Annotated in this window: 12 protein-coding genes; 3 read left to right on the top strand and 9 right to left on the bottom strand. The window is 60.3% G+C overall.

The genetic code is table 11. The features are described from left to right. Positions 1-2: 2 nt before the first annotated feature. Positions 3-2,339 (top strand): TonB-dependent receptor, encoded by a 2,337-nt coding sequence (locus PXH66_RS09870; RefSeq protein WP_330931422.1) that lies wholly within the window; start codon positions 3-5, stop codon positions 2,337-2,339. A 231-nt stretch (positions 2,340-2,570) separates the two neighbouring features. Here the strand turns inward: PXH66_RS09870 and PXH66_RS09865 are convergent, their stop codons facing one another. The 5 genes from PXH66_RS09865 to PXH66_RS09845 all read right to left on the bottom strand — a co-directional run bounded on the left by PXH66_RS09865 (position 2,571) and on the right by PXH66_RS09845 (position 8,767). Further along, positions 2,571-3,641: a creatininase gene (locus tag PXH66_RS09865; protein ID WP_330931421.1), complete on the bottom strand. Its 1,071-nt coding sequence runs from the start codon at positions 3,639-3,641 to the stop codon at positions 2,571-2,573. Continuing rightward, a complete protein-coding gene (locus tag PXH66_RS09860) occupies positions 3,641-5,230 on the bottom strand; it encodes a GTP cyclohydrolase II (RefSeq protein ID WP_330931420.1) in 1,590 nt (529 codons plus the stop codon). Before PXH66_RS09860 ends, PXH66_RS09865 begins: the two co-directional genes overlap by 1 nt. A 35-nt stretch (positions 5,231-5,265) precedes the next feature. Further along, positions 5,266-6,603 carry an NCS2 family permease gene (locus PXH66_RS09855; RefSeq protein ID WP_330931419.1) on the bottom strand — a complete coding sequence of 446 codons (1,338 nt, stop codon included), beginning with the start codon at positions 6,601-6,603 and terminating at the stop codon, positions 5,266-5,268. A gap of 107 nt (positions 6,604-6,710) precedes the next feature. Then, positions 6,711-7,508, bottom strand: coding sequence for a DUF3891 family protein (locus PXH66_RS09850; RefSeq protein ID WP_330931418.1), 798 nt, complete (start codon positions 7,506-7,508; stop codon positions 6,711-6,713). 11 nt (positions 7,509-7,519) lie between these two features. Then, a complete protein-coding gene (locus PXH66_RS09845) occupies positions 7,520-8,767 on the bottom strand; it encodes an amidase (protein ID WP_330931417.1) in 1,248 nt (415 codons plus the stop codon). Between the two features lie 94 nt (positions 8,768-8,861). On the opposite strand from PXH66_RS09845, the gene PXH66_RS09840 reads away from it, so the two are divergent. Then, positions 8,862-9,323, top strand: coding sequence for a RidA family protein (locus tag PXH66_RS09840; protein ID WP_330931416.1), 462 nt, complete (start codon positions 8,862-8,864; stop codon positions 9,321-9,323). 75 nt (positions 9,324-9,398) lie between these two features. Here PXH66_RS09840 and fabV read toward each other — a convergent pair whose 3' ends face one another. The 4 genes from fabV to PXH66_RS09820 form a co-directional block, all read right to left on the bottom strand. Continuing rightward, on the bottom strand, positions 9,399-10,586 hold the full coding sequence (fabV, locus tag PXH66_RS09835; protein WP_330931415.1) for an enoyl-ACP reductase FabV: 1,188 nt from the start codon (positions 10,584-10,586) through the stop codon (positions 9,399-9,401). A gap of 53 nt (positions 10,587-10,639) precedes the next feature. Beyond that, positions 10,640-11,242 carry a hypothetical protein gene (locus PXH66_RS09830; RefSeq protein ID WP_330931414.1) on the bottom strand — a complete coding sequence of 201 codons (603 nt, stop codon included), beginning with the start codon at positions 11,240-11,242 and terminating at the stop codon, positions 10,640-10,642. A gap of 120 nt (positions 11,243-11,362) precedes the next feature. Beyond that, positions 11,363-13,009: an exosortase/archaeosortase family protein gene (locus PXH66_RS09825; protein ID WP_330931413.1), complete on the bottom strand. Its 1,647-nt coding sequence runs from the start codon at positions 13,007-13,009 to the stop codon at positions 11,363-11,365. Further along, positions 13,006-14,460, bottom strand: a complete 1,455-nt coding sequence (locus PXH66_RS09820; protein WP_330931412.1) for a tetratricopeptide repeat protein — start codon at positions 14,458-14,460, stop codon at positions 13,006-13,008. Before PXH66_RS09820 ends, PXH66_RS09825 begins: the two co-directional genes overlap by 4 nt. Before the next feature lie 170 nt (positions 14,461-14,630). On the opposite strand from PXH66_RS09820, the gene PXH66_RS09815 reads away from it, so the two are divergent. Continuing rightward, entirely contained in the window at positions 14,631-15,245 is a 615-nt protein-coding gene (locus tag PXH66_RS09815) for a redoxin domain-containing protein (protein WP_330931411.1), read from the top strand. Positions 15,246-15,289 lie beyond the last annotated feature (44 nt).

The following is a 15,289-nucleotide window of genomic DNA, read 5'->3' as shown; positions in this document are numbered from 1 at the left end:
CAATGAACCGACTCAAATATTCCCACCTCCCACTGGCGGCGTTGCTCGCTGGTATTGTCCCGTTTGCCGCTGCTCAATCCGCTGAGGATGAGCCGATTACGATGGATGAATTCGAAGTCAGCGATGTTCCCGTGGAGGAGAACATCATGCCGACATCCCGCCCCTTTAATTCAGTGTTCGGCGTGGGAGACAGTATTCTCAACACGCCTCGCAGCGTGACGATCATCTCCCGTGAACAGCTCACGGCCATCGCCATTCAGGACGTGCGGGATTTCGCGAAACTGACTTCCAGTTCGTTTACCCGTTCGAATTTCGGTGCGCCCGCCAATCCCGACATCCGCGGTCAATACGCGGACGTATTCTACAACGGCATGCGCGGTGGCATCACCAGCAACGGCAACGGTATGCCGGTGGATTTCAACTGGGTCGAATCCGTCAATATCGTCAAAGGTCCGGCGACCGCGGTTCAGGGGACTTCGTCCTATGTCGGCGGGTTTATCGATTACATCACCAAGCGACCTTACTTCGATGAAGCCAAAGGTGAAGGCTGGGTGACCGTGGGCACGGACGGCATTTTCCGCGCCGGGATTGATTACGGCGCGCCCGTCTCGGAAAAATTGGCCTACCGTATTTCTTATTCCGGCGAGGATTCCGAAGGCTGGTTTGATGATGAATACCGTAAGAGCCACTCGCTCTACGGCGCCATCACCTATCGTCCTTCCGATGACTACGAGTTGTTTCTCAACGCTCAGGCTTTCTACGCTGAATACACCGAGAATTTCGGCATCAATCGCCCGACGCAAAACCTGATCGATTTCGGTCTCTACCGCACCGGGGTGAACAATAATCAAGGCCCGGGCATCCCGGATTCTGATCCTCAAAACTCCGCCTACGTGACCAGCGGATTTCCGGCGAATGTCATGGTCTGGGGTCCTGAAGTGAAACTCGATCGCAGCAAACGGTTGCTGCGACCCGGAGACAACTCCATCGGCCGCAACTTCAAGGTGCAAGCCGTGCAGACCTTCAAGGGCACGCCTGATCTGACCATCGTGAACAACAACCTGTTCACCTATACCCGCCGCGAAACCTACAGTTCCTACTACTACTCTGAAATCGTCGATCCGACGGTTACTTTCGAATCCCGCTTGGAGTTCATCAAGACCTTGGGTGATCACAAGATCAACGCCGGTGTGGCTGGCCGCTACATCACCAACAAAGCCTACAACGACTTTTACTTCGAGCCGGCGGCCGTCTGGGACCTCACGCGTGATCACAACTTCATCGACGTCACCAACTCGGTTAACTTCCCGGGCTATGGTCAGGGTGCGTTCGGTTTCGATGGTGGTCCGGTTCCCGGATACCCCGGTCGCGTCGCCAGCGCCCAGTTGGAAAATGGCGACACCAATGAGTCTTCCGCGATCAGCGGCTCTCCGTTTGTGCAGAGTTTCTTCAAGCTCAGTGATACGGTTTCGGTCATCGCAGGCGGTCGACTGGACTTCCTGAAAGTTACGACGGAGGATCCCTTCACCGCTGACTCCGAACGTTCGATCAGCGTCACGCTGCCCAACATCAATGCGAGTATTGTCTTCGAGCCCGTGCCTGACCTGACGTTCTACGCCACGGGTAACTTGAGCGAGAACACGTCCGGTGCCACCGGCAATGGTGGTGGCTTCGCCGGTCTTGGTCGCAATGACGCAGGCGACATCGTGCTGACCAAGTCCGATTTCACGCAGCCGAGTGAGTTGTTTGAAGTGGGAGCCAAACGTTCGCTCATGGATGGAAAGCTGTTCTTTGGCGCCGCCTACTACCATCAGACGCGCCAGAACAAGCCGATCAACAGCCCGGTGGCGACCTACACTTACGACGGGGTGGAATTCGAAGTGAACTACCAACCCAACAAGAACTTCTTCACCACGTTCTCCATGGGTTACATTGATGCGACCACGCCGGGCGTGGGTTTCGAGGCCCTCAACGTGTCGCCTCCGGCCGCTCCGGAAGTCCAACCGTCGTCGGGTGGCGAGACCAAGATTCAAGGCCTGCCATCCTACCAGATGAACGGCATGATCTCCTACAAATTCGACAACGGCTTTGGCCTGACCCTCAACGGCACCTACCACAACGAGATCAACAACAACTGGGCAGGCACCATCGTGATTCCCTCCCAATACGAGATCGACGGCAGTGTTTACTACGCTGCTGACACTTGGGAGGCGCGTTTGGCCGTGCTCAACCTGACCGACGAAGAGAACTGGTCTCCGCCGAATGGCACTTACGGCAACGAGTCCATCGTGGCTGAGGCCGGAATTCGCGCCGAGCTCACGGTTAAGTTCCGTTTCTAATCAATCACTTCTCGTCCCTTGAGTGACACGACCGCCGATTTCGATCGGCGGTCTTTTTTTGCCCGTTCGGAGCGAAATCACGGGCTGAGATTCCTTCGGGATTGAGGGCAGGTGCACCCTTGCACTGTGCCATTTCGGTGCCCAAGGTGGACCCACACTAACTGAATCCAACCCCCCTAAAGGTCGCCGGCTGAGTCCGGCGGCCTTTTTGTTGGATGGCGTGGAGGCGAACTAACCGTCGGGACAAAAGCCGTAGAGCAAGTCGTCGCGACCTTTGCCCGGCCAGTTGACTTGATCGATGCTCAGGTGACGCATCACGGCGAAAACGAGATCATTCAGCGCCGACTCGAAACCGAAGATCGACAACAGCGGAGGTGCATCAACTTGGATGACGTAGGCTCCCGCCCCGACGCCGCGCAACATGTTGACACTGCGCTGCACCATTTCGGCCTCCCCGGGGCCGTCGCCTTGCAGGATGATCGCCGGTTTGGGGTGGGCCGTCATTTGTTGGAATGGGCCGTGGGCAAACTGGAGGAAGTCGGAAATGGCCGGGCAGTTCCAGTAAAGGCCTTCCATGAACTTGCACGCGAGATTCTGGGAGTAATCCGAAATCGGGGCCGCGGTGATCACATTGAAGCCGCCGGCGAATGCGCTGGGCAACTGACACATCGCCTCGCGCAAAGCAGGCGGAGCCTTCACCTCGAGCAAGGGCAACAAGGTTTCCGCCGAAGGCACCGGCACGCGCGAACGAGGGAATTGTGCGGCAAATTGCAGCGTGGCCAGATAGCCCGCCAGCGGTCCGACAAACCGAATCAGCGTCGTGTATTCCTCGGCCAGCGGGAATTCGATCAACTCGCCGCCCCGTTGAATGAGATGGCGCAATAGCTGGGCGCGGTCGGGCTTGCCCGCCGCTTCGGCCGCCTCCGGGGTGGTGGCCGAAAACAGAATGGTGTGCGCGAAGTCCCGACCGCGTTGCAGCGCGATCTGGGCGTTGGGCGAGACGCCTTGACTGAAAACCACCAACGTCTTGCCCGCGAAATTCGCGGCGGGTGCATCAACGAAACCGGACAGCGGCAGGTAGGCGGCGGCGCGATCCGTATGCAGATTGAACAGCGTGGCGAGATACCGCGCGTGAGCTTCGGAGCTCCCGGTTCCGGTCACAATAAATCGCTCGCTGGCCAACGTGGCCGGCGCAAGGGGACGCGGTCCGGCCGTGAGCATGTCGCTCAGGATGGCGGGAATCCGGCTCAGTCGGTGGGCCAGCAATTCGAGCCCGTGGGGATCCGACAACGGCGCGTTCATCAATCGCTGAGGGACTCGTCGTCGAGAAAGATCCAGCGCTCAACATCGAGGCGGTGGTGTTGCAACGCCTCGGCATACTCCGGTTTCTTCACCAGACTCGAAGGCGAGTTCATCACCATCTGGATTTTGAGATTGGGCACGTGCTGCTTGAGCAAAGACACCGAGGCCTCGTAGTCGCGACTATCGTAACCGACGCCGATCCGACGATAAGCCTCGTCACTCGACAGGGCCATGCCGGTTTCGGAGAGCATTAAATCGGTTGCGTAAGCGCCGAAGCCCGCGCCCCGTCCGTCATTGTAGAGCAGTTGAATCACGCCGACCCCGTAGTGGATGATGTGCTTTACGGATTGCTTGAACTTGTCGCGATTTTCGACCGTGCGCAGCGGGAAGCGGTTGAAGAGTGATTCGCTGTGCAGTCGCACCACCGGGATGTCGTAGATGCGGGCCTTGCCGTGGGTCAGGATCACAAATTCCTGACTCGTCACGATGTCGTAGTAGACATGCACCCGGAACCAATACGGCGTGGTCAGCAGATCGACGATGGGATCGTCGGGGTGAGCATCCTGATACGCCTTGAGATTTTTGGCGTGAATACGGACGAGGAAACGGTTGCCGCGGATGAGCTGGTAGTTCGTGACGAGCGGGTTTTCTTCGGCGATGTAGTCTTCGATCTTCTTCTCCCCGAAAATCGACTGGAACTCTTCGGCGTTGAGCAACACGTCGTCGTCGACGGGCTTCATCGGCAGGAAGTAGCTGGCCGAGTAAATGAACCGCTTGGCCGCAGGCAGGGCGTGAGGCTTGAAGGGCACCACCGGTTCGGGCGGAAGGGCGCGTTTAACGCGCGTTGCGGAAGGTCGGTTCAGGATGTGTCCGCTCGCGGCCTTCGAGGTGAGGTAGGCGAGGTTGAAAGGCGATGGTTCAAATTCCAGCGTCTCCGTATCGACGACTTCGATACCCTGGTCGCGCAGCGCGTTCACTTTGTCCGGGTTGTTGGTCAGCACGATGAAGGGAGCCGTGATGCCGAGCAGTCGGTAAATGTCGGAAATGTTGTCGTAGTTGCGGTGGTCCTTTTTCAGCCCCATCGAGGCATAGGCTTGAAACGTGGACAACTGGTCGAGCGAGGCCTGCACCATCATGCGGTCGCGTGATTTCCCAATGTAGCCGACGCCGCGTCCTTCCTGCATGAGGTAGAAGAGAATGCCGCTGCCTTTCTCGGCGATCACCTTGAACGCGCCTTCGAGTTGCTGCACACAATCACAATCGCAGCCGCGGAGGGTCTCACTCGTGACGCACGAGGAGTGCAACCGGGTGTAAATCACCTCGGCCTTGGTGATGTCACCAAACGCCAAGGCAATGATGTAGTGCTTGTCGATGATGTCCTGGAAAATGTGCGTGCGGAACGGCCCGAACCGGGTGTCCAGTGAGCACGTGGCCACGTAGAGGGTCGTGCCATGCAACGGGCGATCATCGACGGTCTCCGGATGCAGGAGACTGCCTGTGGCATGCTGCATCTCCTCCACGAGCCGTTGGAACTCGGGCGGGATGTTGGGAAATTGAATCGAAGGTTGAACGGATTCGGTCGAAGGCATGGCCAAGGGGGGAATGAAAAGGGAAACGCGCGGCGTTACCCGGAAAATGGAAATATACGGAAAAACTGGAGAAAGAAAATCGCGGCGATCACATAGCCCACGACAGGGAAATCCTTGGGCCGACCGCTGGCGAGAGCGAGCAGTGAGGCGCAGATCAGTCCGAGCCCGATGCCCTCGGCGATGCTGAAAGTGAGGGGAATGCACAAGATCGTGAGCATCGCGGGGGCGGCGACCTTGAAGTCGTCCATTTTAATCTCCGTGACCGATTGCAGCATGAAGATGCCCACCACGACGAGAGCGGGAGCGGTCGCGGCAGCGGGAATCGCCAGAATGACCGGAGTCAGAAAGAGCGCCAGCAGCATGAGCACCGCCACGCTGACCGCAGTGAGACCCGTGCGCCCGCCCGCTTCGACGCCCGAGGCGGATTCAATGTAGCTGACAACCGTGGAGGTGCCGAACAAGGAACTGAGAATCGCCGCGATGGAGTCGGCGACCAGGGCGTTGCCGGCTTTGGGCAAGTTGCCGTCGGCGTCGAGTAAACCCGCGCGATTGGTGACGCCGATCAACGTGCCGATGTTGTCGAACATGTCGACCAGCAGCAGCGTCAAGATGAGGGGCAGCGCGATCTGAAAGGCGGACCAGTTTTGCAGGAAACCGAATTCAAGTTGCAGAAAAACGGGAGCAGGCGAGGCCGGCAGGTCGATCCAGCTGCCAGGCAGGCTCGTGACCTTGCCGCCTTGGCCGTCGGACACGAACAAGCCGATGAGGGACGTGATCAGGATGCCCAGAATGATAGCGGCCGGCACGCGACGCGCCACGAGAATGATCGTGATGGCGATGCCCATGAGACACACGGCCACGGGACCCGAGTTGAAATCACCGTGGGTGACAAATGTGGCCGGACTGGCCGCGATCACGCCGCCGTTTTTAAGCCCGATAAAAGCGATGAACAGACCAATGCCGCAGGTGATCGCAATCTTCAGCGAATACGGGATCGCCCGGACGATCTTCTCCCGCACGCCGGTGAGGGACAGCATCAGGAAGATGATGCCGTTGACGAATACCATGCCGAGGGCTTCCTGCCAGCGCACCCCGGCTCCCAGGCAGATCGTGTAGGTGAAAAACGCGTTGATGCCCATGCCCGGGGCGAGGGCCAAGGGAAAGTTGGTCAACGCGGCCATCAACATCGTGCTCACCGCTGCGGTCAGCGCGGTGACGGTGACGAGAGCGGCTCGATCCATGCCGGTGTCGGCCAGGATGTTGGGATTCACCGCCAGGATGTAGGCCATGGCGGCAAAGGTCGTGAGACCGGCCTGAAGTTCGCGGGAAACGGTCGTCCCGTGGTCGGAGAGCTTGAACAAGCGATTTAGCATGGGCGGGGGCGTGAAAGCATTGGCGGTGCCAATGGCACCGAAACGATTGAAGCCCGGACCACGCGCGGCAACGCATGAATTGGGCTCATTGCTACCGAAGCCGCAGGCTAGGCGCGGCGCAGCGTGATCGCGACGATCTCGGGTGCTGCGGCGGTGAAGGCGGCGCGAAACGTTTCCGGTGTTTGGGCGTCGGCTTTGTTCACGCGACGGCGCGGCAATTTGAACGAAATTTCGTCTTCCTTGAAGGGCCACGGAGTGATGCTCCATGTCCCGGCTCCCAACGGCCGGGCCTGCAATTCGTGGCGGTCACCGTGGCGATCGGGTTGCCGGTGCCGCAGCGCGCGCGGTTCATCGTAACCGGAGCAGGCGATCAGCGAAAGGTTGTCACAACACTGCAGGAACTCGAAACCGCGCGTCATGGATTCGGGCGATAAGTTGAGTGCCCGCATGGTTTCCTCCTGCCAGGCCCGTTGCTCGGCCACGAAGGTGGCGTGGGCCTCGCGATGTTCGGGTTGGATGGATTCGAGGTCCGCCTGTTCGGTCAGCAGGTTGACCGTGTGCATGGACACCACGACCGCGGCGGCAGGGTCCACCTCCGCCACGGCGCGAGTCGCTTGGGCGCGCACCCCGAGATACGCCGGAAGATCGATTTCTTCAAAGGCGGAATATGCGCCGACGAGATCACGCGTGAACGCCTCGGGTTTGCCGGCCGGGGTGAGACTCGGGTTCGCGTCGCGCTGCAACCAACCGTCGTCATGGTGATACACCGCATGGCGAATCGGGGCAAAAGGTTCGGGTCGCGCAAACTGTGTGTTGCCCCAGGCATCGGCAAATTCTCCGGCGAGGGCGGCGTGGTCGGGATGGGTGACAAGAAGCCAGGTGGTGTCGGTTTCGGCGCGAATCATGGTTTTGCTCCCTAGCAATTATTGCACCGGTCGAGCACCCAATTGAGCGCGGCATGATGCGCGGAGGGGAAGATGATCTGCAATCCGAGGCTCAATCCATCCGGCAGTGAGATTGGCACGGTGAGGGCGGGTAGCCCGGCGAGGGAAACCGGGGTGGTCAGCGCGAGGAGCGCATCGCGTTGGGGTTGGTCGCACTCGGTATGACGCGGCGCGGGAGACGGGGCGACCGGCATGATTAGAAAGTCGTGCGTTTCAAAATATCGGGCGAAGGCCAGCTTCACTTTCAGCTGGTGAACCAAAGCGCCTTCGAGCTGGGCCGCGCTCCACGTGCGGCCGCGATTGATCCGGGCCCAGACGGCGTCCCCATACACGGCCTTGCTCCGATCCAGGGTGGTTTGGTGAACTGCAAACGCTTCGGTGCTTTGCAGGATACTGTAAGGCTGTCCCGATCCGGTCACGGCACTGGCGAGGTCGCCGTGTTCGTCGAGGGTTTCGGCCGTGAATTTTGCGGCGCGTTGGCCGAGGGCATTATCCCACGGTGGCGCGACGCTCACGTCCATGGCGGCGGCCGGGAGGTAACCTCCGCGTGGCGTGGTCGCGACGGGGGGCAGGGGACCGCGGAGTGATTCTTGCACGCGACGAAGATCACCTGCGGACCGGGTCAACCATCCGGCGGTGTCGAAGCTTGGCGCCAACGGCATCGCATCGCTGATCCAACGATCATGAGGCACATCGCGCCAGCTATAGAGACCGCAGTAGGCGGCCGGGACGCGCAGCGATCCGCCGGTGTCGGTGCCCAGCGCCAACGGCACGATGCCCGCTGCCACAGCGGCGGCGGATCCACTGCTGGAGCCGCCGGAGGTGCGGTCCGGAAATTGGGGGTGGGCCACATTGCCGAAGTGGGGATTTTCACCCGTCAAACCGTAGGCATACTCGTGCAGGTGGGTTTTCCCCACGGCGAAGGCGCCCGTCGCTTCGAGATCCGTCACCAACGCGCCGTGGCGTCGTGGCGTTTTGGCGGGGAGCTGACCTCCCCCTCGCGTCGGCACCGTCGCGAGATGAAACAGATCTTTGATGGCGAACGGCACTCCGGCGAGAGGACCGCTGGTGGTGGGTTTGCGCGCGGTGTCGGCGGCGGTGGTCCAGGCCCACACCGCGCGATGTTGATCCTCCGACAGGAGTGGGAGGCGTTCCCGAAAGGTGGAGATCAGGCGATCAGGTTGTTCTTGGTGCAGTGCTTGCCAGGCGGCGATATCCATGGAGCGCAAGGTTCGGTGGTGAATACGTTCAAAGCAATCGCTGGTGTGCATATTCGACTGGCGCGGCGCGCGGGAACGCGTCTAGTTGAGTGCCATGGACCCGGAAGCTAAAATTGCTGAACTAGGACTCGAATTACCCGCCGCGCCCGCGGCCGGTGGCAACTATCTGCCTTATGTGCGCACGGGGAATCTCGTGTATTGCTCGGGCACCATCTCGGTCAGCAATGGCGCGATGACCCACGTCGGACAAGTCGGCGCGGCTCAGACGATCGAATCGGGTTACGAATCTGCGCGTGTATGTGCGCTCAACACGTTGGCCACGCTCAAAGCCGCGCTCGGTTCGCTGAGCAAGGTGAAGCGTTTGATCTACGTCGGAGGTTACGTGAACGCGGTTTCCGGCTTCGACAGCAGCCCCTTGGTGATCAACGGCGCGAGCGATTTGTTCATCGCCGTTTTGGGCGAGGCGGGACGCCATTCGCGCGCCGCAGTTGCGGTGGCCGGGTTGCCCAAAGACTCGACGGTGGAAATCCAAGTGGTGGCCGAAGCCGCCGACTAATAAAAAAGGGGCACCGTGATGCGGTGCCCCGGTTTGAGTCGGGCAGGAGGGGCGCGATGTCGATGTCGATCGCGATCAGAGCATGGGCCGATTCGGCTCGGTGTCGGCTTCGTAATCGATGCCGTCGAGCCCGAAGCCGAACATTTTCAAAAACTCCGCGCGGTAACCGACGATGTCGGTGAGCTCTTCGAGGTTTTCCGTGGTGATCTGCGGCCAGATCTCCTTCACCGCGGCTTGGATGTCGGGCTGCATCTCCCAATCGTCGACCCGCACGCGGCCGGCTTCGTCGTAGGTGGCGGCCTCGCCACTGTAGAGTTGGGTGGCGAACAAGCGTTGCATTTGTTCAATGCAGCCCTCGTGCGTGCCCTTGGCCTTCATGAGTTTGTAGAGAATGGAAATATAGAGCGGCACGACGGGAATCGCCGAGCTGGCCTGGGATACGAGGGCCTTGTTGACCGAGACCAAAGCACGACCGTAACCCTTGGTCTTCAGGAGCGCGTCGATGCGTTTGCAGGCGGCCTCGAGGTCGATTTTGGCGAGTCCAATAGTGCCGTTTTTATAGATGTCCCAGGTGACTTCGGGGCCGATGTAGGAGTAGGCCACGGAGGTGGCGCCGTCGGCGAGCACCCCGGCTTGATCGAGGGCGTTGATCCAGCGTTCCCAGTCGTCGCCGCCCATGACGGCGACGGTGTCGGCAATCTCTGCATCGCTGGCGGGCTCGATGGTGATGTCGCTGACGATGCCGCGGTCGGTGTCGACGGTGCGGTTGGAGTAGGGCGCCCCCACCGGCTTGAGCACGGAACGATGCACGGCGCCGGTATCGGGATGAGTGCGACGGGGGGAGGCGAGGGAGTAGACGATGAGATCGACCGAACCCAAATCTTCCTTAATCGCGTCGATGACCTGCGTTTTGATTTCGTCGGAAAACGCGTCGCCATTGAAGTTGCGGGCGTAGAGACCTTCCGCGCGCGCCTTCTCGGTGAAGGCAATGGTGTTATACCAGCCCGCGGTGCCGAGTCGGTCCTCTTCCGAGGGGCGTTCGAAAAAGACGCCGATCGTCTTGGAACCGGCACCAAAGGCGGCGGTGATGCGCGAGGCGAGACCGAAGCCGGTGGAAGAGCCGATCACGAGCACGTTCTTCGGACCAGCCGCGATCGTGCCTTTCGACTTCACGTAATCGATCTGTTGTTGGATGTGCGCCGCGCACCCCTCGGGGTGCGAAGTGACGCAGACGAAACCGCGAACACGGGGTTTAATAACCATGACGGGGAGGCTTTTCTCCGTCCGTGGCGGTGGCAAGTGCGGAAAATCGCGGATCAGCGCGAAAAATATCCCAAAAATGTCGCGGCCGGAGACTCCGCTTCCGGAGGCACAATGGTCAAAGTAAACCCGATCACGTCCCCACTGCTCGGGACGAACTTGAACACACCCCGCGAGAAATCGGGCGGGACGCGGGACTGAAATACCAACGCGTTGGTGGCCACGCTGCCGCGACTCTGGAGGTGGGCGGTCAGGCGGAATTCGGAGGTGGCGGGTTCGGTATGATCAGCCAGGCCGTGGAGCGACCCGGTATGCGTCGACGGGTCCCACAGCACTACGAATGAAGGGGAAGCGACATTTGAGCCGGTGACCCGGTGCAGCACACAGGTGCGGAGACGATCGAAGTCCGTCGAACTGGCGAGCAAGCGTTCGTTGATGGCCTGCTCGATCTCCAGTTCGTTTTGTAGCGCCGCCTGGGCGATTTCGGCCAACTCCGCCTGATGCACCGCCAGAGAAGCCTGGGATCGGAGGCGCAGAAATTGTGCGACGAGCACGACGCCGGCGATCGCCAAGGTCGCGGCCACCAGCCACCCGATCATCGCACTGCCGCGCAATGGGGCGGTGGAGAGAGCGGAATGGGAGCGAGACGAATCCGACATGACGAACAATGAGGAAGCGATGCCTTACAGCACCGCCAAGCCAATAACGCCCAGCGCGATGATCACGGCCAGCCAGAGCAGAGCGGTCTGTTCCTTCTGAGTCAGTTTGAACATGCCGAGCTAGATGCCGTAGGGTTGGAGGCGGTCAAAGATCTCCTCGACCAATGGTTCTTGCGCGATGTCGGCCCAGGGGCGGTTGCTGGTCAGGCGGACGAACATTTGCTCACCTTGACTGCGCACGCCGAATTCCATGACCGACGCGAGTAGATCGAGCGGGCGTCGTGGATTGAATTCACGAATCACACGCCGGTCGTAGGAGTGCCAAAACCAGACGTGCTGGGAGAGTCGTTTGTTGTCGAAAATCCGATACTCCGCCCGATGCAATTCGCGTTGGGCCAAAGGGAGATTGACCGTGGTAAAATCAGTCTGCACCGGATCCCACCCGTTGCCCGGCCAGCAGGCGTCGGGTGTGTGGGACGCCACGGTGCTCACGGCGGTTTGCCCCGGTGACCAATAGGCGATGTAGACCGTAATTTGGATCAAATTGCCCTGGGGGTCGTTGCGCAGATAGATGCGTTGGCCCAGATGTTCGGTCTCGAGAATATCGGCAAATTGATAGAGATCGCCACTGGTCGCAATGCGCCAGCCGGGAGGATTGGCCGGCATGAGGGCCAGCACATCGGGCACGGCATCATTCCCGGGGGGAGCCGGTCGGGTCATGAAGAAGAAAAACACCACGCAACCCGTTGCCAGGCCGAAGCCGGTGGCGAGAATGCGGCTGCCTCGGCGAATATTACGGGGTAGGGGCTGATTGGATACGCCCGGGGCGGCGGCGTCCGTCGCCGGGGTGGACGCGGTGGTGGACTCGAATTTTTCCAACAGCAACGCCAGGCCCGCGAGGAGCAGCGCAGTGACGCCCAATATGGCAAAACCCGTCGCATCGTGCCACATACCGCTGATGTCGACCCCCTTGTTGGCCAAGAGCGTGAGAGTGAGCGAGCGCACGAAATTCATCACGATCGCCAGCAGGGGGGCGAGCACGAGCAGCAGGAGTCGACCGCCCCAATGACGCACGAACGCGGCCGAAAAGAAAAATCCGGCAAAGATGCACGAGAGCAGACTGCGCACGCCGCTACAGGCTTCCTCGACGCCCACGGTGGTGGTGGCGAGTTCGATGAGGTTGCCGTTCCGAATCGCGGGTATGCCGAGGATATGCAGCGCGCCCAAAACCCGTTCGGTCACCCACAGCTGAAGTCCCAAGGTCAACGAGCTGTAAGTGCCGGGAGGGATGGGCAGACTCAGCACCCACATCAAAAGCGCGACCACGGCCACCCAGTTGAACGGGATCAGGCGATACGGCTGCAGGGAAAAATACAGCATGAGCGCCGCCACTGCGCCCGACACGCTGCAGCCTAAGAGAAACTCCACCATGGAGTGGGACCAATCCAGTCCGGCCGCAAAGAGGCAGGCCGTCAGCAGGGTGACCAAACTCAGAGCTACCAGGCCTCCGCACACACCGAGGTTTACGGCGTTTGCGGGCAAGAATCGCCGAGGGCCGCGTTGGCGGCTTTCCTGGAGTAGAAGTCCAAAAAGAATCGGGGCGAAAAAGCCGTGGGAAAGGTCGGGGTTGGACGACCACTCCGGGATGATGCGGTAAAGCCAGGTGCCGAGCAGGAAAAGGAACAGAACCGCCAAGGCCCACGCCGACGTGCCGGTTTTACTCAACAACGTCGGCAGCTCACGCCAGGGTCGGGCGGCCAAAGTCATCGTGTTTTCGGGCGCTCAAATCTTTCCAACATGGCGTAGACCAATTCGAGCGAAAGCGGTTGCAGCGTGGGAAGCACGGACTCGACGAATACCTGGTCGGGCGCGCGCACCATGGCCTGCACGGCGGACAGGGCGTTGAAGCGCGTGCCGGTTTGCTGGCGCAGAATGGCAGCCAACTGTTCCATGCGGTCACCGTCGGTATGCGAAGCGGCGAGGGAAAAAAGCGCGATGAGACCGGCGATTTGCTCGGTCGGCTTGGTGAGCTCCATCGGATCGATCCGGGCGCGGACGATGCGGTAGAACTCGGGCTGGGGGTGGGCGATCAGATGCGCGCAAAGCAACTCGATCTGCACCAGACTGGGGGGGATGTTGACCAACTGTTCCAGCAGGCGCGCGTAGGAGGCGGCAAATTCCGGCTGGGATGAATAGGCCTGCAGTTGCAGGGAAATCCGGTCGCGGTCGGAGAGTCGGGTCTGCAGCGTTTCGAGCAGACGCAGGGCCGATTCCGCATCGCCCATTTCGATCAATCGACGCAGTTGGTAATATACCACGAAACCCGGGGTCTCCGGTTTCGGCGGATGCCCCAGCAAGGCTTGCCCAAACTGCCCGGGGCGGGCGCGGATTTCGGTTTCGAGCGTGAGCACCTCGCGCACGCCCGGAGAATAAGTGGCCTTGTTTTGCAGGAGCTTGGTGAGGAGCGCGGTGTTCTGCGTGCGCTCATTGGCAAAGAGCAGGGCGTGAATCCAGGCGGGCGTGAAATCGGGATCGAACTCAAACGCGACGGCCGCGAGTTCCTCGATAGCGGAATAATCGGCGCGCGGCAGAAGGGCCCGCAACCACGTCTGGGCCGTGCGTCGCTGTTGCTCGGGATGATCGGTCATCAGGCGTTCGTAGAGCAGGTTCGACATGTCGGAGCGACCTGCTTGCCAGAGTTTGGCCAACGACAAACCCGCATCGTAGTTGGTCGGATCGTATTCGTAAGCCAACGACAAGGACATGACCGCTTCGTTGAGTTTTCCCGCTTGGTAGGATTCCTCCGCTTTTTGCAGGAAATAGGTCGAACGGGCTTGGTCGATATCACGCCAGTTTTGCGGAATTGCGATCATCTCCACCGTCACGGGATATCCGATGTGACGCATGCCGAAGTAGACCGCGCCGACCGTGGCGGCGTAACCTCCGATCAGCAGGAAGAGGCCGAGCGCGATGGGACGACCCCAAAACGGCCTCACGTCGGCGGCCGCCACACTGCACTTCATCATGCCGTTGGCGTCCGGTTTTAGCAGCGGACAAACGACCCGAAAGCGAGCGGGATTGGCGTAGTGCAGCGCGGCATCGCAACCGGTCTCACCGGCGCGGCCCGAATCGGAGGGGTTTTGGCACGGGCAACGGTCTCGTCGGGCGCGAGCGCGATAGATCGATTTGCGGGTGTTCCAATAGAGGAAACCCCACATGATCCGGGTGATATCAGCAATCCATCCAAGCACAGGGAAGCGACATTGATTGGCAGAAGTTGGGCGGGCAATCCGTAAGAATGAGCCGGATTGAACATAAAACACCCCCTGCGCTGGCATCCGCAGAGAGGTTGGTTACGATTCCGTCGCTTCCACGTCTCTTCGTTACTATGAAATCATCGATCAAAAATCTATTCGTAGCCGCGAGCATGCTCGCGATTTTCGCCGTCCCGACGTTTGCCGCCAAAGCAACGGTTGGGGAAGTGGCTCCCGATTTCACTCTCACCGACATCAATGGCAAGGCGCACCGACTGAGTGACTACCAGGGTAAGACCGTGGTCTTGGAGTGGGTAAACCCGGAATGCCCGTTCGTCGTCAAGCACTACACGAGCGGCAACATGCCTAACCTGCAGGGCGCGTCCACGACGGATGGTGTGGTTTGGCTGACGATCAACTCGGGTTCGGCGGGGGCGCAGGGAGATTATTCTTCGTCCCAAGTCGAGCGGTGGATGGAGCAGACGGGTGCCAAGCCGTCCGCTTATTTCCGGGATCAGGACGGCTCTGTCGGGCACCTTTACGGGGCCAAGACCACGCCGCACATGTATGTGGTCAACCCCACGGGCACGCTCGTATATGATGGCGCAATCGACAGTATCGCCTCCGCCAACAAACGCGATCTGGCCAAGGCGCAGAACTACGTCGTCGCCGCGCTTGCGGCGGTGAAAAGCGGTGGAATGCCGGCCAAAACGCAGAGCCAACCGTATGGTTGCTCGGTGAAATACTGAGCCGATTCCATCTGTTTCAGTTTACCACGGCCGAGGCGGAATGC

The sequence above is a fragment of the Synoicihabitans lomoniglobus genome, from assembly GCF_029023725.1.
Taxonomy (GTDB): Bacteria; Verrucomicrobiota; Verrucomicrobiia; order Opitutales; family Opitutaceae; genus Actomonas; species Actomonas lomonigloba.
Note: the sequence above shows the minus strand (reverse complement) of the source record. Positions and strands in the feature narration are given on the sequence as shown.